Annotated in this window: 21 protein-coding genes; 10 read left to right on the forward strand and 11 right to left on the reverse strand. The window is 65.7% G+C overall.

Going from position 1 to position 22,395, the window contains the following annotated elements:
- Window position 1: 1 nt before the first annotated feature.
- From ACZ1JV_RS16805 to ACZ1JV_RS16835, 7 genes are all read right to left on the reverse strand, one after another.
- The gene (locus tag ACZ1JV_RS16805) at window positions 2-916 is read right to left on the reverse strand and encodes a glyoxalase (RefSeq protein WP_465152455.1); all 915 of its coding nucleotides are present in this window, start codon (window positions 914-916) and stop codon (window positions 2-4) included.
- Between the two features lie 165 nt (window positions 917-1,081).
- The gene (locus ACZ1JV_RS16810; protein WP_465152456.1) at window positions 1,082-2,929 is read right to left on the reverse strand and encodes an amidohydrolase; all 1,848 of its coding nucleotides are present in this window, start codon (window positions 2,927-2,929) and stop codon (window positions 1,082-1,084) included.
- 92 nt (window positions 2,930-3,021) lie between these two features.
- Window positions 3,022-3,291, reverse strand: a complete 270-nt coding sequence (locus tag ACZ1JV_RS16815) for a DUF1427 family protein (RefSeq protein ID WP_465152457.1) — start codon at window positions 3,289-3,291, stop codon at window positions 3,022-3,024.
- 29 nt (window positions 3,292-3,320) lie between these two features.
- The gene (locus ACZ1JV_RS16820; protein ID WP_465152458.1) at window positions 3,321-4,157 is read right to left on the reverse strand and encodes an alpha/beta fold hydrolase; all 837 of its coding nucleotides are present in this window, start codon (window positions 4,155-4,157) and stop codon (window positions 3,321-3,323) included.
- Between the two features lie 133 nt (window positions 4,158-4,290).
- Entirely contained in the window at window positions 4,291-4,950 is a 660-nt protein-coding gene (locus tag ACZ1JV_RS16825; protein WP_465152459.1) for a hydrolase, read from the reverse strand.
- The gene (locus ACZ1JV_RS16830; RefSeq protein ID WP_465152460.1) at window positions 4,901-5,206 is read right to left on the reverse strand and encodes a hypothetical protein; all 306 of its coding nucleotides are present in this window, start codon (window positions 5,204-5,206) and stop codon (window positions 4,901-4,903) included. The genes ACZ1JV_RS16825 and ACZ1JV_RS16830 overlap by 50 nt, the downstream gene beginning before the upstream one ends.
- Window positions 5,207-5,406: 200 nt before the next feature.
- Window positions 5,407-6,336: a LysR family transcriptional regulator gene (locus tag ACZ1JV_RS16835; protein ID WP_465138252.1), complete on the reverse strand. Its 930-nt coding sequence runs from the start codon at window positions 6,334-6,336 to the stop codon at window positions 5,407-5,409.
- 133 nt (window positions 6,337-6,469) lie between these two features.
- On the opposite strand from ACZ1JV_RS16835, the gene ACZ1JV_RS16840 reads away from it, so the two are divergent.
- The 6 genes from ACZ1JV_RS16840 to ACZ1JV_RS16865 all read left to right on the forward strand — a co-directional run bounded on the left by ACZ1JV_RS16840 (window position 6,470) and on the right by ACZ1JV_RS16865 (window position 13,232).
- Entirely contained in the window at window positions 6,470-7,168 is a 699-nt protein-coding gene (locus ACZ1JV_RS16840) for a pirin family protein (protein WP_207078787.1), read from the forward strand.
- A 90-nt stretch (window positions 7,169-7,258) separates the two neighbouring features.
- Entirely contained in the window at window positions 7,259-8,155 is an 897-nt protein-coding gene (locus ACZ1JV_RS16845) for a pirin family protein (RefSeq protein ID WP_465138254.1), read from the forward strand.
- Window positions 8,156-8,166: 11 nt separating this feature from the next.
- Window positions 8,167-8,550: an OsmC family protein gene (locus ACZ1JV_RS16850; RefSeq protein ID WP_465152461.1), complete on the forward strand. Its 384-nt coding sequence runs from the start codon at window positions 8,167-8,169 to the stop codon at window positions 8,548-8,550.
- A 456-nt stretch (window positions 8,551-9,006) separates the two neighbouring features.
- On the forward strand, window positions 9,007-10,347 hold the full coding sequence (locus tag ACZ1JV_RS16855; RefSeq protein ID WP_465152462.1) for a dicarboxylate/amino acid:cation symporter: 1,341 nt from the start codon (window positions 9,007-9,009) through the stop codon (window positions 10,345-10,347).
- Window positions 10,348-10,528: 181 nt separating this feature from the next.
- Window positions 10,529-12,151: an NAD-dependent malic enzyme gene (locus tag ACZ1JV_RS16860; protein WP_465152463.1), complete on the forward strand. Its 1,623-nt coding sequence runs from the start codon at window positions 10,529-10,531 to the stop codon at window positions 12,149-12,151.
- 1 nt (window position 12,152) lies between these two features.
- Window positions 12,153-13,232 (forward strand): oxidoreductase, encoded by a 1,080-nt coding sequence (locus ACZ1JV_RS16865; RefSeq protein ID WP_465152464.1) that lies wholly within the window; start codon window positions 12,153-12,155, stop codon window positions 13,230-13,232.
- 165 nt (window positions 13,233-13,397) lie between these two features.
- Here ACZ1JV_RS16865 and hutU read toward each other — a convergent pair whose 3' ends face one another.
- The 4 genes from hutU to hutI are packed head-to-tail and all read right to left on the reverse strand — an operon-like array spanning window position 13,398 to window position 18,605.
- Window positions 13,398-15,062 (reverse strand): urocanate hydratase, encoded by a 1,665-nt coding sequence (hutU, locus tag ACZ1JV_RS16870; RefSeq protein ID WP_465152465.1) that lies wholly within the window; start codon window positions 15,060-15,062, stop codon window positions 13,398-13,400.
- Window positions 15,063-15,076: 14 nt separating this feature from the next.
- Complete coding sequence (hutG, locus tag ACZ1JV_RS16875; protein ID WP_465152466.1) at window positions 15,077-15,877, reverse strand: N-formylglutamate deformylase; 801 nt, start codon at window positions 15,875-15,877, stop codon at window positions 15,077-15,079.
- Complete coding sequence (hutH, locus tag ACZ1JV_RS16880; protein ID WP_465152467.1) at window positions 15,877-17,406, reverse strand: histidine ammonia-lyase; 1,530 nt, start codon at window positions 17,404-17,406, stop codon at window positions 15,877-15,879. Before hutH ends, hutG begins: the two co-directional genes overlap by 1 nt.
- On the reverse strand, window positions 17,403-18,605 hold the full coding sequence (gene hutI / locus ACZ1JV_RS16885; RefSeq protein WP_465152468.1) for an imidazolonepropionase: 1,203 nt from the start codon (window positions 18,603-18,605) through the stop codon (window positions 17,403-17,405). The genes hutH and hutI overlap by 4 nt, the downstream gene beginning before the upstream one ends.
- Before the next feature lie 97 nt (window positions 18,606-18,702).
- On the opposite strand from hutI, the gene ACZ1JV_RS16890 reads away from it, so the two are divergent.
- The 4 genes from ACZ1JV_RS16890 (at window position 18,703) to ACZ1JV_RS16905 (ending at window position 22,309) form a co-directional block, all read left to right on the forward strand.
- Window positions 18,703-20,082, forward strand: coding sequence for a formimidoylglutamate deiminase (locus ACZ1JV_RS16890; RefSeq protein ID WP_465152469.1), 1,380 nt, complete (start codon window positions 18,703-18,705; stop codon window positions 20,080-20,082).
- Window positions 20,073-20,780 (forward strand): UTRA domain-containing protein, encoded by a 708-nt coding sequence (locus ACZ1JV_RS16895; protein ID WP_465152594.1) that lies wholly within the window; start codon window positions 20,073-20,075, stop codon window positions 20,778-20,780. The genes ACZ1JV_RS16890 and ACZ1JV_RS16895 overlap by 10 nt, the downstream gene beginning before the upstream one ends.
- Before the next feature lie 92 nt (window positions 20,781-20,872).
- Window positions 20,873-21,739 carry an SDR family NAD(P)-dependent oxidoreductase gene (locus ACZ1JV_RS16900; protein WP_465152470.1) on the forward strand — a complete coding sequence of 289 codons (867 nt, stop codon included), beginning with the start codon at window positions 20,873-20,875 and terminating at the stop codon, window positions 21,737-21,739.
- Between the two features lie 15 nt (window positions 21,740-21,754).
- The gene (locus ACZ1JV_RS16905; protein WP_465152471.1) at window positions 21,755-22,309 is read left to right on the forward strand and encodes a nuclear transport factor 2 family protein; all 555 of its coding nucleotides are present in this window, start codon (window positions 21,755-21,757) and stop codon (window positions 22,307-22,309) included.
- Window positions 22,310-22,395: the final 86 nt, after the last annotated feature.

Genomic DNA, 22,395 nt, shown 5'->3' on the forward strand with positions numbered 1-22,395 from the left:
CTCAGTTCGCCCCGTTCGCGTTGGTTGCGTCGGAGTGGATTTCGGCGATGTAGCCGCCGGGGAAGCGCACGATGGCGGCTTGACGCTTGCCGGTGATGTACGGCGCGACCAGCGTTTCCACGCCTGCGGCCGAAGCCTTGGTGAGCGTCGCTGAAAGGTCGCCGACCGTATAGCCGGTCATGTCGCGGCCATAAGGCCAGGGCAGCTGGCCGTCCGAGACGTAGACCACCATCTTGCCGTAGCCGCTGGTGATCGCGACGCGGCGGATGGTCTTGCCGGGCTCGCCGATCTCGGCGCCGTTGGCGGCCTTGTCGTCGGCGGTGATCTTGGCGTGGGCGAAGCCGGTCCAGCTCTTGATGAAGGTGTCGGCGGCATCGACGGTCAGGTAGATGCGGTTTTCCGGCACGGTTTCGAGCGGGGTGTAGCTGGGCTTGGCGGTGTGCCAGTAGAGCTGCATGTTCACGCCGCCCGGCCACTGGATCACGGAATCCCGGCCGATCGGATCGGGGAAAGTCTCCAGCCGGCGCACTGCGCCATGGCCCACCGCAGACTTCACGGCGGCGTCGAGGTCGCTGACCAGATAGCCGGTGCGCTCATCGCCGAAGGGGTAGGGGATCGGCGTCTTGAAACCGAAAACCGAGACGGTGCCGGCAGGCGTCAGCACGAGCTGCGACTTGGTGAGGCTCTTGGTCGGCGTCACCTGGAATTCGCCCTGCTTGCTGGTGGTGCCGCCGAAGGTGGCGACGAAGCTGGAAACGAAAGTGTCGAACTGGTCTTGCGGCACGTAGACGTGGGTGGTGTCGTACTGGGCACCGACCGAATAGTCCGTCGCGGCCTTCTCGGCGGCGAAAGCAGGCGTGAAGGCAGGGCTCGCGACCAGCATGGCGGTCGCGATGATCAGGGTGAAGCGTTTCATGTCAGTGGCTCCGATGGAGAGAGGGCAGTGCCGCTCGGTCGTTGGTGCAAAACCCGTCTAGGCGGTGACCGAGGATCTATCGATCCGAATAATATCGACTAATACGTTCGAAATTATGGAATAGGTGCGGCACGGCCCCTCCTCGCCCGGAGGGGCCGTGCTGGATCAGACGGCCCAGCAGCCGCAGCCGAGCGAGCCCCAGAAGGTCTGGACATCGGCGGCGGGAACATTGGCGCCCAGCGCGGCGGCATGATCGTGGCCGTGGACGCCGCAGCTGCTGGCGCAGCCGCAGGCAGAGGCGAGCTTCTGCTTGGCTTCGGGCGTCTGGTAGTAGCCGCCGAAGGTGGCGACCGGCGACCAGTCCGGCATCGGGCGCGGCAGTTCCGGCGCGAGCGGGCGATAGTCGCCCTCACCGTGGACCACCTTGCCGCCCAGCAGCGTCAGGATCGAGCGGATGTGGACGATCTCATTGTCGGGCACGCTGAAGTAGTCGTCGGACAGCAGCGCGAGGTCGGCCAGCTGGCCGGCCTTGATCTGGCCCTTCTTGCCCACTTCGTTCGAGAACCAGGTGTTCTCGTGCGTCCACATGCGCAGCGCCTTCTCGCGGCTGACGCGGTTGTCGCCGCGATAGAGCGAGAGGCCGCCCACGGTGCGCCCGGTGACCAGCCACGAGAGCGAGACCCACGGGTTGTAGCTGGCAACGCGGGTGGCGTCGGTGCCGCCGCCCACGGGGATGCCGGCGGCCAGCATCCGGGCGATCGGCGGCGTGCGTTCGGCGGCCTTGGCGCCGTAACGCTCGACGAAGTATTCGCCCTGATAGGCCATGCGGTGCTGCACCGCGATGCCGCCGCCAAGCGCGGCGATACGGTCGATATTGCGGTCCGAAATGGTTTCGGCATGGTCGAAGAACCAGTTGATGCCTTCGAGCGGGATGTCGCGGTTCACCTTCTCGTAGACGTCGAGCGCGCGGCCGATCGTCTCGTCATAAGTGGCGTGAAGGCGCCAGGGCCAGCGGTGCTCGGCAAGCAGGCGGATGACCGGTTCCAGATCGCCTTCCATGCTGGGCGGCATATCGGGGCGCTCGACCCGAAAATCTTCGAAGTCGGCAGCGGAGTAGACCAGCATCTCGCCCGCGCCGTTGTGGCGGTAGGTGTCGTCGCCCTGTCCGGGGCTGACTTGCTTCACCCAGCCCGAGAAGTCCGCCAACTCCTCCTTCGGTTTCTGCGTGAAGAGGTTGTAGCTGATGCGCACGGTCAGCTGGTCTTCGGCATGGAGCTTCTCGATGATGTCGTAATCGTCGGGATAGTTCTGGAAGCCGCCGCCCGCGTCGATCACGCCGGTGACGCCCAGCGCGTTCACTTCGCGCATGAAGTGGCGGGTGGAATTGAGCTGGTATTCCGGCGGCAGCTTGGGGCCCTTGGCGAGCGTCGAATAGAGGATCGTTGCGTTGGGCTGGGCGAGCAGCAGGCCGGTGGGGTTGCCGGCGGTATCGCGCACGATCTCGCCGCCCGGCGGGTTCGGCGTGTCCTTGGTATAGCCGACGACACGCAGCGCGGCGGCGTTCAGCAGCGCGCGGTCATAGAGGTGAAGGATGAAGACCGGCGTATCGGGCGCAACCGCGTTCAGTTCCTGGATCGTCGGCAGGCGCTTTTCCGCGAACTGGTGCTCGGTAAAGCCGCCGACGACGCGGACCCATTGCGGGGCGGGGGTGTTGTCGACCTGCTTCTTCAGCATCGCCATCGCTTCCGACAGGCTGGTCACACCGTCCCAGCGCAGCTCCATGTTGAAGTTCAGTCCGCCGCGGATGATGTGCATGTGGCTGTCGATCAGGCCGGGGATCAGGCGGCGGCCCTTGGCGTCGATCACGGCAGCGCCGGGTGCGGCGGCTTCGCGCGCTTCCTGCTCGCTGCCCACGGTCAGGAACTTGCCGTCCCGGATGACCACGGCTTCGGCCTGCGGATTCTCGCGGTCGAGCGTGGTGACCTTGGCGTTGATGATGATCGTGTCGGTCATGGGGGCTTCCTTGGATCGGGCAGTCTGGCTGGTAACTAGGGATGGCAGGAGCGACGAGGCCGCCGCTCCCAGGAACGTATGGCGGCGCGTGATCACGCCTTGGCCTCAGGGCCCGCGTCACCGGGAGATTTGTCTCCTGGAAGGCGGCCGAGGATGTGCTTGCGGCAGTCCGTCTGAGCGAACTGGGCGACTTCCTCACCAGCGATCAGCCGCTTGGCGAGGGGGACGACCTGTTCGCCCAGCAGGATGCCGAGCAGGCCGATGAGGGCGATCACCGGGGGCGCGGGCGAACGAACCCCCAGCAATCCATAGATCACGCCGACAAGCAGGCCGGCGCCGAGTGAGAGGAGGTAGATCTTCATGGCCGGGCTCCTTGCTCCTTTGGGGGATTTCAGTCGCGGGCGAAGGATAGCAGGTCGGCGTTCAGCCGGTCCTGGTGCGTCTTGGGGAAGCCGTGCGGGGCGTCCTGATAGGTGATCAGCGTGGCGTTCGGCAGGATCTGCGCGGCGCGCTTGCCGGTGGTTTCGTAGGGAACCACTTCGTCTCCGGTGCCGTGGATGACCAGCGCGGGGATGGTGATCTTGGTCATCTCCTCGCGGAAGTCGGAGGCCCAGAACTGTTCGACACAGGCATAGAGGGCATTGATGTCGGCGGCCATGCCCTGCTGCCAGAACGCCATGCGCCAGCCTTCGCTCTTCGGCGCGCCGCCTCCACGGTGCATGCCGAAGAAGACATCGGGGAAATCGAGGAAGAACTGCGATCGGTTGTCGATCAGCGCCTTGCGCACGCGGTCCGCCACATCGGCCGGAACGCCGTCGGCATTGCCGTTCACCGCGCCCATCAGCGGGGTCACCGCGCCCAGCAGCACCATCTTGGCGACGCGGCCGGTGCCGTCTGCCGCGCCGTGGCGGGTGACGTAGCGGGTGATCTCTCCGCCACCGGTGGAATGGCCAACCAGGATCGCGTCCTTGAGGTTCAGGTGTTCGATCACCGCGGCCAGATCGTCGGCATACGTGTCCATATGGTTGCCGGCGGCGCTGGCGTCGGACCGGCCGTGGCCGCGACGGTCATGCGCAATGACGCGGAAGCCGTTGTTCGCAAGGAACTGCATCGTGCCGTCCCACGCATCCGAATTGAGCGGCCAGCCGTGAGAGAACACGATCGGGCGGCCCTGGCCGAAATCACGATAGAAGATCCGGGTGCCATCGGTGGTGGTGACGTAAGCCATGCTACTGATCCTTATAGGAAAACGCGGCACGATAACGCCGCGGAGGCGTTTCGCGAAATGCGGATTTCAACGATGGGAGAAGGGGGACCGGCAGCCCGGCGGGGGGATAGGGGGGCTGCCGGTCCCGAGGTGTTCAGTGCCCGCCTTCGGAGGCTCCGAACATCGTCTTGGCGTACTTGATGCCAAGACCATATGCGCCGCCCACTTCGGCCGCGATGCCGGTGGTGCTGTCGTAGGTTTCGGTCCGCGCCCAGTCGCGCTGCAGTTCGAGCAGGTACTGGAGCGAGGTCATCGGCACGGCGCCAAGCTGGATCATGCGTTCCACGGCACGCTCATGCGCTTCGGTCGAGATGTCGCCGCAGGCATCGGAGATGACATAGGCTTCGAAGCCCTGATCGATGGCCGAGGCGACCGGGCCAACGATGCAGACCGAGGTCCACAGGCCGGCGAAAACGATGCGCGGCTTGCCGATGCGGTTGACCTCTTCGATGACGGCTTCGTCTTCCCAGGTGTTCATGCTGGTGCGGTCCAGCAGCTTCTGGCCGGGGAAGGGCGCGGTCACTTCGCTGAACATCGGGCCGGAGAAGCTCTTTTCTGCCACCGTGGTCAGGATCGTGGGCACCTTGAACGAAGCGGCGGCGCGGCTGACGAGTGCAGCATTGTTGCGCAGCAACTCAGGTGCGATCGACTTGGTGGCGAAGGCCATCTGCGATTGGAAGTCGATCAGGACGAGAGCGTGATTATCAGGCGAAAGCAGCGAGTTGCCAGGCTTGGCGGTGGCGGTGATCGTCATCGGGAAGCTCCATTTTGTTAGGCAGCGCTTGCTGCGGTGACTGGAAGCTAGGCGGATTCGCTGTTTTCAAAAATCCTGATAAATCAGTTTCGAACGTTCCATGAAGTTGAAAAGATTGCTGGACTGGCAGGATGATGCGCAGGAGATTGAGCAATGGGGCCCAGATGCCGGCCCTAGCTTGCGGCCCCGCCCCGGTCTTGTACGGAAAGGACATATCCGGGCGGCCGGCAAAGGCATTGCGGTGCGGCAGGGGCAAACATGTGTGGTCCTTCGGCGCGGTCCTGCGCCGGCGATCCAACCGCCAGCGCTTTCCATCTGATTCGCTACTGGTTTCTTGATCCCGCAGTCACGTTGCAGTCGTGAGGCGATTTGTGATGGACGGCACGTTTACTGTACGAGTCATGCCGTTCGATTTCACTGGGTCCGGTTTCATTTTGCGCGGGTGCTGCACCGGCTTCACACGTCCGGAAGGTCCAGTCCCGGGGTGTCCAACTCACATTGCGCCACGAACCGGTCGATCAGCCAGGCGGCGGCGGGGCCGGGGGGCGCATCGCGGCGCCAGATGCCGGCAAAGCGATAAGTGCCGCCCGTGTGGTCGGGCATCTGCAAGTGCACCAGCGTGCCGGAGACAAGGTCCGCCTCCACCATCGGCAGCGGCATGTTGCCCCAGCCGATGCCCTGCCGCAGCAGGGCGTGCTTGGCGCCAAGGTCGGCAAGGCGCCAGGTACGTGCGCTGACGACGGAGAAATCGCGGCCTTCCGTGAAGCGCGAACGGTCGGACAATACCAGCTGCGTGTAATTGCGTCCGGAGCCGGGCGGGATCGTGGTCATGCGGCCCAGCGCATGATCCGGGGCTGCCACCGGTATGAGTGCCACGGTGCCGGTGGCGACGCTGTCCAGTCCATCGACACCGGCGAACAGTGGGCCGGAGATGCCGATCACGGCACGCCCATCCAGCACCATCGCGGTGATCGCACCCAGCGCTTCGACATGAAGACGAAGCTGCACGGTGGGAAATTCCGTCTGGAAGGCGCGCAGCACCACGCCCAGCCGGTCGGCCGGGAACATGACGTCCACCGCCAGATCGACTTCCGCCTCCAGGCCGTCCAACAGGCCTTTTACTTTGGCCCGCAGTCCGTCGATTCCCTCCGCCACGCCGCGCGCCTCGGCCAGCACGGCGCGGCCGGCGACGGTCAGCTGCGGCTTGCGCGTGCCTTCGCGGTCGAACAGCATCAACCCCAGTTGCGCCTCAAGGTTGGAAATCCCATAACTGATCACGGAGACCGCGCGGTTCAGCTTGCGCGCCGCGCCCGCAAAACTGCCGGTGTCGACCACGGCAAGGAAAATGCGAAGCTGGTCGAAGGTAGGCGTACCCGGATTGCTCACTTATCAACTCCATCGAACAATTGGGTCGATTTTATCCATCTGATCAGGAAAGATGGCAAGGGCTATATGGGTCTTCGACGAGGCGGACACCGGACTTCACCGACACCACCGCCAAGACAGGAGATTTAGGACCATGATCGAACTTCGCCCCTTCGACAGCCTCGGCGGTGCCAACCACGGCTGGCTGGACGCCAAGCATCACTTCTCGTTCGCTGGCTATCACGATCCGGCCCGCGTCCACTGGGGCAACCTGCGCGTCTGGAACGATGACGTGATCGCCCCGAAGACCGGCTTCCCGCCGCACCCGCACCGCGACATGGAAATCATCACTTATGTCCGTGAAGGTGCGATCACCCACCAGGACAACCTGGGCAACAAGGGCCGTACCGAGGCCGGCGACGTTCAGGTGATGAGCGCAGGCACCGGGATCCAGCATTCGGAATACAACATGGAAGACGTGGAAACGCGCATCTTCCAGATCTGGATCATCCCCACCCGCAATGGCGAGCAGCCGAGTTGGGGCTCGCGTCCCTTCCCTAAGGGTGAGCGTTCGGGCCAGTTCGTGACGCTGGCTTCGGGTTACGAGAACGACAATGACGCCCTGCCGATCCGCACCGACGCCAAGGTCGTGGCGGCCACGCTGAAGGCTGGCGAGACTGCCGAGTACCCGCTCGGCAAGGATCGCAAGGCCTACCTCGTTCCGGCAACCGGCGCGGTGCAGATCGACGACGTTCGCGTCAACGCCCGTGACGGCGCCGCGATCAGCGATCTGGACGTGCTGCGGGTGACCGCGATCGAGGACAGCGAAATCGTCCTCGTCGACGCCGCCTGATTATATAAAAGCCTGATAACAAAGGGGCGGGTGCCCACCGGCGCCCGCCCTTATTTTCCTCGGCCCCGTCTTCTTTTTGGAGAGCCATCCATGACTGTGCAATCTTCCGATGTCGAAGGCGTTGACCTCGTCATCCTCCCTTCGGTCCGCGATCTTGGCGATGGCTTCAAGGTACGCCGCGCGCTGCCCGTCGCGCAGCGCCGCATGGTCGGCCCCTTCATCTTCTTCGACCAGATGGGCGAGGCAGTGTTCAAGTCGGGCGAAGGCCTCGACGTTCGTCCGCACCCGCACATCGGTCTTTCCACGCTGACCTATCTGATCGAGGGCGAGATCCTGCACCGGGATTCGCTGGGTTCGGTCCAGCCGATCCTGCCGGGAGAGGTCAACTGGATGACCGCCGGCAGCGGCATCGTCCATTCCGAACGCACTTCGCCTGAAAACCGCGCCAAGGGCGGCAAGCTGTTCGGCCTGCAGACCTGGGTTGCCCTGCCGAAGGAGTCCGAGGAAATCGACGCCTCCTTCGCGCATCACAAGGCGGATGAGATGCCCGTCAGCGAAGATGCCGGCACCCGCTTCACGCTGATCGCCGGTTCGTCGGACGGCATGACCTCGCCGCTGAAGACTTATTCGGACATGATCTATGCCGACATCGTGATGCTGGACGGCGCTCGCTATCAGCTCAAGGCTGAGCATGTCGAACGGGCGATCTACGTCGTCAGCGGCGCGGTGGAAGTCGTGGGGCAGAGCGGCACGTTCGGCGAGGCCGAACTGGTGGTCTTCCAGCCCGGCGCCGAACTGGTGCTGCGCGCCAAGGCGCCGACGCGCCTGATGCTGCTGGGCGGTGAACCGCTGCCGGAGGAACGCCACATCTTCTGGAACTTCGTCTCCTCGTCGAAGGATCGCCTCGAACAGGCGAAGGACGACTGGAAGGCCCAGCGTTTCCCTGCCGTGCCGAACGAGCCCGATTTCATTCCGCTTCCTGCCTGAGAGTTCCGGTCATGACGCAAGCTACCGCCACCATCGGCCAGACCCCCTGGCGCACCGAAATCGTGGTCAACGGCCACGCCATCACTGCCGACGAACCTGCCGCACTTGGCGGGCAGGGTGTGGGGCCGGCGCCTTACGATCTGCTGCTTGCCAGCCTTGGTGCCTGCACCGCGATCACGCTCAAGATGTATGCCGCGCGCAAGGGCTGGGAATTCGGCGACCTGACCGTCGACCTCGCGCTCAAGGGCGGGAAGGGCGATCTGCACATTGCCCGTACGCTGACCATCACCGGGCTGGACGACGAGCAGAAGAGCCGTCTTGCCGACATCGCCGAGCGGACGCCGGTGACGCTGACGTTGAAGAACGGCCTGCCGATCGAGACGCGGTTGGCGTGAGCGGGCGGGCCTGACCGGCAAACCAGCCGTTCGCATCTAACCACTCGTCATCCCCGCCCTTCGGCTGGCCGGCAGGCAGGCCGCTCAGGGTGAACTGCCCGTAGGGCAGGCGGGGATCCGCTTCCTTCCTGCTACCTCGCGCCTTCCCGCGAGGTGGCAAAGGAAAGCGGGGCCCCCGCCTGCGCGGGGGCGACGGCAAGGTTGGGGCGGTAGTCCGTGGCGGGATATACCCCGATCCCGCTCAGCCTGAGCTTGTCGAAGGCCCCTGAGGCTGGGTGCAAGGTTCCCATCCTTCGACAGGCTCAGGATGAGCGGGGTGTGATGAACAACCGCGCGCTCTCAGCCGCCGTCCCCGCATAAAAACCGCTTGGAACCGGACGGCAATTCGCACAGGGTCCGCCAAAAGCCGCGCCTGTTCGGGGGATGCGCGGCGCCAAGGAGCACAAGACGGGTCCCATGCATATCGCTTCATCCCAGCCGGGTGAGAGTGCCAAGCCGCAGCGCTGGTACGGCCATCTCTATTTCCAGGTCCTCGTCGCCATCGCGCTGGGCGTATTGATCGGCCATTTCCGTCCCGATGCGGGAGAGGCGCTGAAGCCGCTGGGCGATGCCTTCATCAAGCTGGTGAAGATGGTGATCGCGCCGGTCATCTTCCTGACCATCACCACCGGTATCGCCGCGATGCGCGATCTGAAGTCGGTGGGGCGCGTGGCCGCAAAGGCCTTTGCCTACTTCCTGTTCTTCTCCAGTCTGGCGCTTGTCGTTGGTTTGATCGTCGCGAATGTGGTGCGGCCCGGGCACGGGCTGAACATCGATCCCTCGACGCTCGACGCCTCCAAGGTCGCGCTCTATTCGGAGAAAGCGCACGAAACCTCGATCACCGGTTTCCTGATGGCGATGATCCCCGAGACGTTCCTGTCTTCGATGACCGAGGGGAACATCCTGCAGGTCCTCGTCGTCGCCATCCTGTTCGGCGTATCGCTGGCCATGCTGGGGGACCGCGGCGCGCCCGCGCTCTCGCTGCTGGAAACGATTTCGCTGGTCTTCTTCAAGCTGGTGTCGATCGTGATGAAAGCCGCGCCGATCGGCGCGTTCGGGGCGATGGCCTTCACCATCGGCAAGTACGGCGTCGAAAGCCTCGCCAACCTCGCCGGGCTGGTGGCGACGTTCTACCTGACCTCCGCCTTGTTCGTCTTCGTGGTGCTGGGCACCGTCGCGCGGTTTTGCGGGTTCTCGATCTTTTCGCTGGTCGCCTACCTGAAGACCGAACTGCTGCTGGTGCTGGGCACTTCGTCCTCCGAAAGCGCGCTGCCGCTGCTGATGGAAAAGCTGGAGCGTGCCGGCTGCCCGCGGCCCGTGGTCGGGCTGGTCGTGCCCACCGGCTACAGCTTCAATCTGGACGGCACCAATATCTACATGACGCTGGCCGCGCTGTTCATCGCGCAGGCCTGCAACGTCCACCTCTCACTGGGGGAGGAACTGCTGCTGCTGGGCGTCGCCATGCTCTCGTCCAAGGGCGCGGCGGGCGTCACCGGCGCTGGCTTCATCACGCTGGCGGCCACGCTCTCCATCGTGCCTTCGGTGCCGGTGGCGGGCATGGCGCTGATCCTGGGCGTGGACCGCTTCATGTCCGAATGCCGCAGCCTCACCAACTTCATCGGCAATGCCGTGGCAACGGTGGTCGTCTCGCGCTGGGAAAAGGCCATCGATATGGAGCAGTTCCGGGCGGTGATCGGCAATCGCGCCGACGCGCAAGGTGCTGGCGTGCAGTCCGCGCAACTGGCGGCTTCCGAATAGGCTTTGATGCATTAATTGCATTTGTGACGGGGGCTTCGGCGGCGTGACAGGGCATGGCGGGCGGTCTATCCCCCTCTCGCGAGCTCGTGCCGATCCCCCCCTGTGGGCCACTCGCCACTGCCTTCCTGGGCAGGGCAGCCCATGTCGGCCGGGCATCTCGAAGTCTGAAGAAAGGTCGTCGATGTCTCCCACCCGTCACGCCGCTGCCCGCGCGCTGCTCTCCGATCCGCTGACCAATAAGGGCACGGCCTTCACGGAGGAAGAGCGCGATCGCTTCGGCCTGCACGGGCTGCTGCCGCCGCACGTGGGCACGCTGGACAGCCAGATCGAGCGCCGCCGCAATGCGCTGGAAGACAAGGAAAGCGATTTCCAGCGCTACGCCTTCCTGCGTGAGCTTCAGGATTCGAACGAAGTGCTGTTCCACGCGCTGGTGCAGAGCGACCTGCCGCGCATGCTGCCGCTGGTCTACACGCCGACCGTGGGCGAGGGCTGCGAGCGTTTCAGCGAAATCTACCGCCGCCCGCGCGGCCTGTTCCTCAGCTATCCCAACCGCAACCGCATTGCCGATATCCTGGCCGATCCCGCCTATGACCGGGTGAAGGTGATCGTCGTCAGCGATGGCGAGCGTATCCTCGGCCTTGGCGATCAGGGCGCGGGCGGCATGGGCATCCCGATCGGCAAGCTGGCGCTCTACACCGCCTGCGCGGGCATCCATCCGGCCGAAGTGTTGCCGATCCTGCTCGACCTCGGCACCGACAACCACGCCCGCCGCGAAGATCCGCTCTACATCGGCTACCGCGCGCCCCGCGTGCGCGGCAAGGACTACGACGATTTCGTCGAGGCTTTCGTTTCCGCCGTGAACGACCGCTTCCCCGGCGTGCTGCTGCAGTGGGAGGATTTCGCCGGCAAGAACGCCTACGACCTGCTCGTGCGCTACCGCGACCGGCTGCTGAGCTTCAACGACGACATTCAGGGCACCGCCGCCACCGCCGTGGGCACGCTGCTTTCGGCCATCCGCAAGACCGGCGTTCCGATTACCGAGCAGCGCGTGGTGCTGTTCGGCGCGGGCGCGGCGGGTAGCGGCGTGGCCGAGATGCTGGTGCAGGCCATGCAGATCGAGGGGTTGAGCGAGGCCGATGCGCGCGCCAAGATCTGGGCGGTCGATCGCGACGGCCTGATCCTCTCCGACGTTCCGCGCATGCCGCCGCAGCAGGTGAAATTGGCGCACGATCCCGCCGATATCGCCGGCTGGAACCTCTCCGGCGCGAACCTCATCACCCTGCATGACACGATCGCCAACGTGAAGCCGACCGTGCTGATCGGCACTTCGGGTCAGAAGGCGGCTTTCGACGAGCGCGCGATTCGCACCATGGCCGAACATGTCGAGCGGCCGGTGGTGTTCCCGCTCTCAAACCCGATCTCGCGCGCGGAAGCCCATCCGGCGGACGTGCTGGAATGGACCGACAACAAGGCCATCGTCGGCACCGGCAGCCCCTTCGGCATTGCCGGCGTTACGCAGGTGAACAACGTCTACGTCTTCCCCGGCATCGGCCTTGGCGCGCTGGCGAGCGGCGCGACCACCGTGAGCGACGGCATGTTCATGGCGGCCGCGCGCCGTCTGGGTGAACTGCATGACGGCGACGAAGGCCTGCTGCCGCCCGTGACCGCGCTGCGCGAAGTGGCGCTGGAAATCGCCGTCGCCGTCGTCGAGCAGGCGGTGGCGGAAGGCCTCGCCACTGCCGAGTCGGAAGCGCTCACCCGCGAAAGCATCGCGGCGAGCATGTGGAAGGCGGAGTACGCCTGACATGGCCGAAGCGGCGAACGTGGTGCGGGTCGGCCTGATCGGCTACGGCTATGCCGGGGCGACCTTCCACGCGCCGCTGATATCGGCAGTGCCGGGGCTTTCGCTCGATGCTTTCGTGTCGAGCAACCCGGCGCCGATTGCCGACCGCTACCCGCAGGCCACGGTCCACGCAGAGGCCGATGCGCTGCTGCGCGATCCGGCCATCGATCTGGTCGTCATCGCCACGCCCAACCACACGCATTTCCCGCTGGCCGAAGCGGCGATGCGCGCGGGCAAGCATGTCGTCGTGGACAAACCCTTCACGCTGGACCTTGCCGAAGCGCGCGCCCTGATCGCGCTGTCGCAGGAGACCGGGCGCAACCTCACGGTGTTTCACAACCGTCGTTGGGACAGCGACTTCGCCACCGTGCGACGGGCCATCGATGACGGTCTGGTGGGCGATCCTGTCCACCTCGAAACCCACTTCGACCGCTTCCGTCCGCACGTCCGCGATCGCTGGCGGGAGAACGCCGGGCCGGGGGCGGGCGTGTGGTTCGATCTGGGGCCGCACCTCACCGATCATGCGCTGCTGCTGATGGGCCTGCCGGATCGGGTGACGGCCTCGCTCGCTCTCCAGCGCGAAGGTGCCCGTAGCGACGACTGGGCGCATGTCGTGCTCGACTTCGGCGGCAAGCGTGCGATCCTTCACGCCTCGATGCTGGTATCCGGCGGCTCGCCGCGTTTCATCGTTCATGGCACCGGCGGCAGCGCTGTGAAGCAGGGCATGGATGTGCAGGAGAGCCAGCTTGTCGCCGGCATGACGCCCGGCGCCGAGGGTTGGGGCGAAGACTCCGATCCGCTTGTGCTGCACACTGCTGACGGCGCACCCCGCAGCATTCCCGCCGAGCGCGGCGACCAGCGCGAGTTCTATCGGCTCGTGGGCGAAGCGGCACAGGGCAGGGCGGCGAACCCGGTGCCGCCGATACAGTCTCTGGCCGTGATGGCAGTGATCGAGGCGGCGCAGCAATCGGCTGCGGAAGGGCGCTCGGTGGAACTGCCGCTGACCGAGGCAGAGCGGCGTGCCTGGGCTGAAAGCCGGTAACGGCTTACGTCCCGAATACGTGTCAGGATAACCTTCGAACACCTAAACTCGTCGCCCCCGCGCAGGCGGGGGCCCCGCTTTTCCTTGAGCCACAACGAGAGGCCGGAAAAATAAGCGGGGTCCCCGCCTGCGCGGGGACGACGAGGTGATAGGATCAGGCTAGGATCAGAGGATTCCCGGCAGATCCAGGCCCTTCTCCCGCGCACAATCCAGCGCGATCTCGTACCCGGCATCGGCGTGACGCATCACGCCCGTTGCCGGGTCGTTCCACAGCACACGCTCCAGACGCTTGGCAGCGGCTTCGGTGCCGTCGGCGACGATCACCATGCCCGAATGCTGCGAATAGCCCATGCCGACGCCGCCGCCATGGTGCAGCGAAACCCAGGTCGCACCGGAGGCAGTGTTGAGCAGGGCGTTCAGCAGCGGCCAGTCCGAAACCGCGTCCGAACCGTCGCGCATGGTCTCGGTCTCGCGGTTGGGCGAGGCGACCGAGCCGCTGTCAAGGTGATCGCGGCCGATGACGACCGGGGCCTTGAGTTCGCCCTTGGCCACCATCTCGTTGAAGGCAAGGCCCAGCCGGTGGCGGTCACCCAGACCGACCCAGCAGATGCGCGCGGGCAAGCCCTGGAACTGGATCTTCTCCCGCGCCATGTCGAGCCAGTTGTGCAAGTGCGCGTGGTCGGGCAGCAGTTCCTTCACCTTGGCGTCGGTCTTGTAGATATCCTCGGGATCGCCGGAGAGCGCGGCCCAGCGGAACGGCCCGATACCCCGGCAGAACAGCGGGCGGATATAGGCGGGCACGAAGCCGGGGAAGTCGAACGCGTTTTCGACGCCTTCGTTCTTGGCCATCTGGCGGATGTTGTTGCCGTAATCGGTGGTGGGCACGCCTGCCGCCTGGAAGTCCAGCATGGCCTGCACGTGGATCGCCATGGAGGCCTTGGCCGCCTTGGCGACGGCTTCGGGCTCACGCTCGCGCTTTTCGATCCATTCGGCGACGGTCCAGCCCGCGGGGAGATAGCCGTTGACGGGATCGTGGGCGGAGGTCTGGTCGGTCAGCAGGTCGGGGCGAATGCCGCGTGCGAACATTTCGGGCAGCAGTTCCGCCGCGTTGCCGAGCAGGCCGACGGAGACCGGCTTCTTGTCGGCATTGGCCATCTCGATGATTCCCATGGCCTCTTCGATGGTCTCGGCAGCAACGTCTAGATAGCCGGTGCGCAGGCGCATTTCGATGCGGCTGGGCTGGCATTCGATGGCAAGGCACGAAGCGCCGGCCATCACAGCGGCCAGCGGCTGCGCGCCGCCCATGCCGCCAAGGCCGGCGGTCAGCAGCCACTTGCCCGAAAGGTCGCCGTTGTAGTGTTGGCGGCCCATCTCGACGAAAGTCTCGTAGGTGCCCTGAACGATGCCCTGCGTGCCGATGTAGATCCACGAACCGGCGGTCATTTGGCCGTACATGGCAAGGCCGCGCTTATCGAGTTCGTTGAAGTGTTCCCAGTTCGCCCATTCCGGCACGAGGTTGGAATTGGCGATCAGCACGCGCGGCGCATCGGCGTGGGTGCGGAACACGCCGACCGGCTTGCCGGACTGGACCAGCAGCGTCTCGTCCTCGTTCAGGCGGCGCAGGGTCTCGACGATCTTGTCGTAGCTTTCCCAGTCGCGCGCGGCACGGCCGATGCCGCCGTAGACCACCAGTTCCTCAGGCCGTTCGGCCACGTCGGGGTGAAGGTTGTTCATCAGCATACGCAGCGGCGCTTCGGTGAGCCAGCTTTTCGCGCTGAGTTCGGTGCCGGTCGCAGGCTTGATGACGCGGCTGTTGTCGAGGCGGGTCATTGTGTTTCCTCAGGTCAGGATTGCGCGAAGGCGATTGCGGCCTTCAGCACGTCTTGCAGGATCGGGGTGAGGGTTGCGGCACGCGCTGCCGAATAGGGCAGGGGCCAGTTGGCTTCGCTGGGCACTTCGGGCTCATCCATGTAACCGCGAATGGCGAGTTCCATCTGGATCGCGTGGACGCCGCTGACAGGCTCTCCGTAATGCCGCGTTGTCCAGCCGCCACGGAAGCGGCCGTCCAGAACGTGGGTGAGGCCGCTTGCCTTGCAGACTTCGACCACGGCGGCGGAAAGCGCCGGATCGCAGGTCTGGCCAAGGTTGGTGCCAATGTTGAACTGCGGCAATTCACCATCGAACAGGCGCGGCACATGGCTGCGGATCGAGTGCGCGTCATAGACCACGACTTTGCCGTGAAGCTTCCGCAGCCGTTCGATCTCGGAGCGGAGCGCGGCGTGGTACGGATCGAACCAGAGCGCGCGGCGGCGGGCGATCTCGGCTTCTTCAGGGCCTTCGGTCTTGTACAGCGGCTCTCCGTCGAACGTGGTCGTCGGGCAGAGTTCCGTCGTCGCCTGCCCGGGATAGAGCGAAGCGCCCGAAGGATCGCGGTTGAGGTCGATCACGCTGCGCGAAACGCGTGCAGCAATCGTCGTCGCGCCAAGCTCGCGGGCGAAGGCGTAGAGATCGTCCACCCACCAGTCGGCATCGCGCCGCGCCAGCCATTCCGAGCGGAAGGCCGGGCCGACGTCGGCGAGGTCGGTGCCGACATGTGGAAAGGCGACGAGTAGCGGCGCCTCCCCGCGATGAAGGACGAAGCTCATCAGGCGATTCCGGGCAGCAGGTCACCGCCGATGTCTACCATTGCGCCGGATCGGATCAGCGCGTTGGCAGCTTCCATGTCGGGGTGGAAGTGGCGGTCTTCCTCCAGCGTCGGCACCTGCGCGCGCAGGGTTTCGCGCGCCTGTTCCAGCACCTTGCTCGATGCCAGCGGGGCGTGGAAATCGATGCCCTGCACGGCGGCGAGCAGTTCGATGCCCAGCACCGCGCTGGCGTTCTCCACCATGCCGATCAGGCGGCGGGCGCCGTGGGCGGCCATCGAGACGTGGTCTTCCTGATTGGCCGAAGTCGGGATCGAATCGACCGATGCAGGATAGGCCTTCTGCTTGTTTTCGGAGACCAGCGCGGCGGCAGTGACCTGCGGGATCATGAAGCCGGAATTCAGGCCGGGGCGCGGCGTAAGGAACGCGGGCAGGCCGGACAGCGCCGGGTCCACCAGCATTGCCACGCGGCGTTCGGAGATCGAGCCGATCTCGCAGACGGCCAGCGCGATCATGTCGGCGGCGAACGCGACCGGTTCGGCATGGAAGTTGCCGCCGGAGAGGGCTTCATCGGCTTCCGGGAAAATCAGCGGGTTGTCGGAAACGCCGTTGGCTTCGATCTCCAACGTCGTGGCCGCCTGGCGCAGCACGTCGAGCGCGGCGCCCATGACCTGCGGCTGGCAGCGAAGGCAGTATGGGTCCTGCACGCGGGCGTCATTCTCAAGATGGCTGGCGCGGATTGCGGAACCGTCCATCAGCGCGCGCAGGGCGTCCGCCACCTCGATCTGGCCGGGATGGCGGCGGAGTGCGTGGATGCGGCGGTCGAACGGCGTGTCGGAACCCTTGGCCGCCTCTGTTGAGAGCGCGCCGGTGACGAGCGCGGACTGGAACAGGCGCTCCGCCTCGAACAGCCCGGCAAGGGCATTGGCGGTCGAGAACTGGGTGCCGTTGAGGAGGGCGAGGCCTTCCTTGGCGCCGAGTTCGACCGGGGCAAGCCCGGCCTGCGCCAGCGCTTCGGCGGCGGGGAGGCGCGCATCGCCCACGAAAATCTCGCCCACACCGATCATCGTCGCGGCCATGTGCGAAAGCGGGGCAAGGTCGCCGCTGGCGCCGACCGACCCTTGTGAGGGCACAACGGGCGTCAGGCCATTGGCCAGCATCGCTTCCAGCAGTTCCACCGTCTCTACGCGCACGCCCGAGGCGCCTTGGGCAAGGCTGGCAAGCTTCAGCGCCATCATCAGGCGGATTACGGAAACGGGCGAAGGCTCGCCCGTGCCGGCGGCGTGGCTGAGCACGATGTTGCGCTGCAGCGTGGCGAGATCCTCGTCACCGATGCGCACGCTGGCCAGCTTTCCGAAGCCGGTGTTGATGCCATAGACCGGCTGGCCCTTGGCAAGGATGCGGGCGACGGCGGCGGCGCTTTCGGCGATCACCGGCATGCACGCGGGATCGAGCTTCACGCCGGCGCCGCGATAGATCGCGCGCCAATCCCTGAGGCTCACCGTGCCGGGGGTTAGCAGCACTTCGTTCATTGACCACTCCAGATACGGGCATGGAGCGGATTGAGCCCCATGCGATAGACAAGTTCGGACGGATGCTGGACATCCCAGATCGCCAGATCGCAGCGCTTGCCGGCTTCCAGCGTGCCACGGTCCGCAAGACCGAGCGCGCGGGCGGCATTGCGGGTGACGCCAGCCAGGCATTCATCGACGGTGAGGCGGAACAGCGTCGCGCCCATATTCATCGTCAGCAGCAGCGAGGTGAGCGGTGAGGTGCCGGGGTTGCAGTCGGTCGCCAGCGCGATGGGCACACTGGCTGCACGCAAGGCAGCAATCGGTGGCAGCACGGTCTCGCGCGTGAAGTAATAGGCGCCGGGCAGCAGCGTGGCCACGGTGCCGGATGCAGCCATGGCATCGATCCCGGCGAGATCGAGATGTTCGAGATGATCGGCGGAAAGCGCGCCGAACCGGGCAGCGAGCGCCGCGCCGTGAAGGTTCGAAAGCTGCTCCGCGTGAAGCTTTACCGGCAGGCCGTGCGCGCGGGCGGCGGTGAACAGGCGCTCGGTTTGCTGCGCGGAAAAGCCGATGCCTTCGCAGAAGGCGTCCACCGCGTCGGCAAGGCCCTCGCGGGCGACTTCGGGCAGCATGATTTGGCAGATATGCTCGATGTAGCCATCGGCATCTCCGGCGAATTCGGGTGGCAGCGCATGGGCGCCCAGGAATGTGGTGGTGATGGAAACCGGCCGCTCGCTGCCCAGCCGCCGCGCGGCGCGCAGCATCCTGAGTTCGCTGGCAAGGTCGAGGCCATAGCCGGACTTTACCTCGACGGTCGTCGCGCCTTCGCCGATCAGCGCGTCGAGGCGGGGCAGGGCGCTGGCGACAAGATCATCCTCGCTGGCGGCGCGCGTGGCCGTCATGGTGGAGACGATGCCGCCGCCGGCGCGGGCAATTTCCTCATAGCTGGCGCCCGCCAGCCGCAGTTCGAATTCGCGCGCGCGGTTGCCGGCATGGATCAGATGCGTGTGGCAATCGACAAGGCCGGGGGTGATCCAGCGGCCCTCGCAATCGGTGACGATGCGGCCTTGCAGCGCAGGCGCATCGGCTTCGGGCCCGGCGTAGACGATCTTGCCGTCCGTGGCGGCGATCATGCCGCGCTCGATCACGCCGATGCCATCCGCTTCCGGGGCCATCGTGGCCAGGCGGGCGTTGGTCCAGATCGTATCGCAACGCATGGCGGGCCAGTCTCTCCGGGCAGTTCACTCTCTGCCGCGTCTTATTGCATCGGCCTGCGATAATGTATAGACAAAAAGAAGTCCAAGGGAGTGCCCGATGTCTCAAGCCCAGCCGCGTCAGTCCTTTACGATCCATGCGGAAAGCGCATTGTGCGAGTCCGGTTGGGCGCGGGATGTGCGGTTTACGGTCACGGATGGCCGGATCGCGCAGATCGAGTCGGATGCCCGGCCGGAAGCTGGCGACGAACGCCACGCCTGTGTCGTTCCGGGCATTCCAAACCTCCACAGCCACGCCTTCCAGCGCGGCATGGCAGGCCTTGCCGAGCAGCGCGGCAATAGCGACGACAGCTTCTGGACATGGCGGGAGGTCATGTACCGTTTCCTCGACCGCATGACGCCGGAGGACCTCCACGCCATCGCGGCGCTGGCGGCGGTGGAGATGCTGGAGAGCGGCTTCACGCGCCTTGGCGAGTTTCACTACCTTCACCACGATGCTGACGGGCATGCCTATGCCGATCCCGCGCGCATGTGCGCGGCGGTTGCCGAGGCGGCGGCGGAAACCGGCATCGGGCTGACGCTGCTGCCGGTGTTCTATGCCCATTCCGGTTTCGGCGCTCTGGCGCCGAACCATGGGCAGCGCCGGTTCATTCACGATCTGGACGGCTTTGCGCGCCTGCTGGACGGTGCCCGCGTGGCGGTTGCCGGACTGCATGAGGCGGTGGTCGGCCTTGCGCCGCATAGCCTGCGCGCGGTCTGCCCGGACGAACTGCTGCGTCTGGAGGCGATGGCGGGGCAGGCCCCGATCCATATCCACATCGCCGAGCAGATGAAGGAAGTGGAAGACTGCCTGGCCTGGAGCGGCCAGCGCCCGGTCGAATGGCTGCTGGATCATGCGGAAGTGGACCGCCGCTGGTGCATGGTCCACGCCACGCACATGACGGCGGAGGAAACGTCCCGCCTTGCCCTCAGCGGCGCGGTGGCGGGGCTTTGCCCGATTACCGAGGCCAATCTGGGTGACGGCCTGTTCCCGATGGCGGACTGGCTCGCCGCCGGGGGCGTTTACGGGATCGGCAGCGATTCCAACGTGCTGATCGACGCGACCGAGGAAATGCGCCTGCTGGAATACGGGCAGCGACTGTTCACGCGAAAGCGTAACCTGCTGGCCGATGCCAATACGGCTTCGACCGGGGAGGCGATCTGGCAAGCCGCGCTGAAGGGCGGTGCGCAAGCGCTGGGCGTGGAGGCAGGGCTCAAAACGGGCTGTGCTTTCGATGCGGTGTCGCTCGATCTCGATCATCCCTCGCTCTGCGCGCGGGGCGCGGATCGCGTGCTCGATGGGCTGGTCTTCGCCTCCGGGCGTGCCGGCATCGATTGCGTCTGGCGCTTCGGCAAGCAGGTGGTTAGCTCTGGCCGCCACCACGCACGCGACGGGATCGTCCGACGCTATCGGATGACCCTGGACCGACTCTGCGCATGACCCTTTCCGAACGTATCCGCCACGATTTCGAGAGCCGCATCCTCTCTGGCACGCTCGCGCCCGGCGAGCGCCTGCCGACCGAGCAGGACCTGATGGAACTCTACGGCTGCGCGCGGATGACGGTGAACAAGGCGCTTTCCGCGTTGTCCGCTGCCGGGCTGGTCGAGCGGCGGCGCAAGGCGGGCACGTTCGTCGCCCGGCCGCGCGTGCATTCGATGGCGATGGACATTCCCGACCTTGGCGCCGAAGTCGCTGCGCGTGGGCAGGCCTATCGCTTCTTGCTCTCGCGCCGCAAGCTGGTGCGGGCCGCCGAAGCCGCGGTGAAGTGGGATGTTGACGGCGAAGTGCCGCTGCTCGAACTGTCGGGCATCCACTTTGCGGACGACGCGCCGATGGCGTGGGAGCATCGCTTCGTGAACGCGGCGGCGGTGCCGGAAATCGTGGAGGCCGAGTTTTCCTCCCCCGGCGGCTGGCTGCTGGAACATGTGCCGTGGACCGAGGCCGATGCGCGGATCACCGCCGCCGCCGCAACCGGCGCGGAGGCCAAGGCGCTGGCCGTCGCCAGCGGCGCGCCGTGCCTCTGTATCGAACGCCGGACATGGCGCGGGGCGGAACCGATCACGTACGTCCGTCAGCTTTTCATGGCGGGCAGCTATGAACTGAACGCCCACTTCGGGCCCTCCGCCGGAATGCGCTGAGCCGATACAGCGCCGGAGGGATGCTTATCGCTTCAGCTTGGTCCGTCTGAGCGCATTTGCTAAACACCTGTTCAACAAGAGTGGGAGAGAGCATGGCGGATCAGGCACCCATTGCACTGGTTACGGGCGCAAGCCGGGGCGCAGGGCGGGGCATCGCCATCGCGCTGGGCAGTCACGGCTGCACGGTCTACGTCACCGGGCGCAGCCAGTCTTCGGGCGATCATGCGCTTCCGGGCACGATCTACGAGACCGCCGAAGCGGTCACGGCGGCGGGCGGTCGCGGGGTTGCGGTGGCGTGCGATCATTCGGATGACGAACAAGTCGCCGCGCTGTTCGATCGCATTCTGGCTGACGCGGGGCGGATCGACATCCTCGTCAACAATGCCGCCGCCATCCATGACGAACTGACCGATTCCGGGGAGTTCTGGGAAAAGCCGCTGAAGCTTTCCGGCTTGATCGATGTGGGCGTGCGCAGCGGTTATGTCGCCAGTTGGCATGCGGCACGGGCCATGACGGAACGCGATCACGGGCTGATCGTCTTCACTTCCGCCTCGGGGGCGGCGCACTACTCGCTGGGCCCGGCCTATGGCGCGCACAAGGTGGGCATGGACAAGATGGCCTTCGATATGGCCGCCGATTTCCGCCACGCGGGCACTGAAGTCGCCGCCGTCTCGATCTGGATGGGCGCGCTGCTGACAGACCGGTTGAAGACGATCATCGCGTCCGATCCGGCCAAATACGGCCATCTGGAAGGACATTGCGAGAACCCGGAATTCACCGGCCACGTGATCTGGGAACTTTACAACGATCCCTATCTCGCCGGGATGAACGGCAAGACGCTCGTGGGCGCGGAAGTGGCGCGCAAGTACGGGCTTACCGACAGTGGCCGCGTGCCGCCGACTGCCGCCGAACTGCACGGCGTGGAGCCGCTGCAATTCCATCCCGCCGTCATCCGCTGAACCGGAGAGCCTGCCATGGACCAGACCGAGCAACTCGCGCGCGATGTGCGCTACCTGATGGACCGCCGCGCGATAGAGGATTGCGTGCACCGCCATGCGCGGGGCCATGATCGCTTCGACGTGGAACTGCTTACCGCCGCCTATCACCCTGACGGCGTGGACGAACACGGCGCCTCGGCCGTGAACGAGGGGCCGGCTTATGCCGAGTGGGCGAACGCCATTCACGGCGCAGGCTGTCAGCTTTGCCTGCACAACATCACCACGCACAATTGCGAGATCGACGGCGATGTGGCCCATGCCGAAAGCTATGTGCTGGTCGGCCTGCTAAACCCGGATGGGAAGACGGTGCGCTTCATCAACGGGCGCTATGTCGATCGGCTGGAGAAGCGTGACGGCGAATGGCGTATCGCCCTGCGCCGCTGCACCGTGGACCTGCTGATCGCGGGCGACGCCTCGATCCTGGAGATGCCGCAGTTCAAGGCGGGCGGCTATATCAAGGGCAGCCGGGATCGGGAGGATGTGTCCTACGCCCGCCCGCTGTCGCTGGAGGTTCCCGCTAACCGCTGGTGATACGGCAGGGCCGCATCCACACAAATACCCACCTTCGTCATTGCGAGCGTAGCGAAGCAATCCAGGGCGGTTTGCGCGGCTTTGGA

It is taken from the genome of Novosphingobium sp. BL-S-19 (genome assembly GCF_055521675.1).

Coding starts and splice junctions, on each gene's coding strand:
- ACZ1JV_RS16805 (WP_465152455.1), bottom strand. CDS start 916: ATGAAACGCTTCACCCTGATCATCGCGACCGCCATGCTGGTCGCGAGC.
- ACZ1JV_RS16810 (WP_465152456.1), bottom strand. CDS start 2,929: ATGACCGACACGATCATCATCAACGCCAAGGTCACCACGCTCGACCGC.
- ACZ1JV_RS16815 (WP_465152457.1), bottom strand. CDS start 3,291: ATGAAGATCTACCTCCTCTCACTCGGCGCCGGCCTGCTTGTCGGCGTG.
- ACZ1JV_RS16820 (WP_465152458.1), bottom strand. CDS start 4,157: ATGGCTTACGTCACCACCACCGATGGCACCCGGATCTTCTATCGTGAT.
- ACZ1JV_RS16825 (WP_465152459.1), bottom strand. CDS start 4,950: ATGACGATCACCGCCACCGCCAAGCCTGGCAACTCGCTGCTTTCGCCT.
- ACZ1JV_RS16840 (WP_207078787.1), top strand. CDS start 6,470: ATGATCGAACTTCGCCCCTTCGACAGCCTCGGCGGTGCCAACCACGGC.
- ACZ1JV_RS16845 (WP_465138254.1), top strand. CDS start 7,259: ATGACTGTGCAATCTTCCGATGTCGAAGGCGTTGACCTCGTCATCCTC.
- ACZ1JV_RS16850 (WP_465152461.1), top strand. CDS start 8,167: ATGACGCAAGCTACCGCCACCATCGGCCAGACCCCCTGGCGCACCGAA.
- ACZ1JV_RS16855 (WP_465152462.1), top strand. CDS start 9,007: ATGCATATCGCTTCATCCCAGCCGGGTGAGAGTGCCAAGCCGCAGCGC.
- ACZ1JV_RS16860 (WP_465152463.1), top strand. CDS start 10,529: ATGTCTCCCACCCGTCACGCCGCTGCCCGCGCGCTGCTCTCCGATCCG.
- ACZ1JV_RS16865 (WP_465152464.1), top strand. CDS start 12,153: ATGGCCGAAGCGGCGAACGTGGTGCGGGTCGGCCTGATCGGCTACGGC.
- hutU (WP_465152465.1), bottom strand. CDS start 15,062: ATGACCCGCCTCGACAACAGCCGCGTCATCAAGCCTGCGACCGGCACC.
- hutG (WP_465152466.1), bottom strand. CDS start 15,877: ATGAGCTTCGTCCTTCATCGCGGGGAGGCGCCGCTACTCGTCGCCTTT.
- hutH (WP_465152467.1), bottom strand. CDS start 17,406: ATGAACGAAGTGCTGCTAACCCCCGGCACGGTGAGCCTCAGGGATTGG.
- hutI (WP_465152468.1), bottom strand. CDS start 18,605: ATGCGTTGCGATACGATCTGGACCAACGCCCGCCTGGCCACGATGGCC.
- ACZ1JV_RS16890 (WP_465152469.1), top strand. CDS start 18,703: ATGTCTCAAGCCCAGCCGCGTCAGTCCTTTACGATCCATGCGGAAAGC.
- ACZ1JV_RS16900 (WP_465152470.1), top strand. CDS start 20,873: ATGGCGGATCAGGCACCCATTGCACTGGTTACGGGCGCAAGCCGGGGC.
- ACZ1JV_RS16905 (WP_465152471.1), top strand. CDS start 21,755: ATGGACCAGACCGAGCAACTCGCGCGCGATGTGCGCTACCTGATGGAC.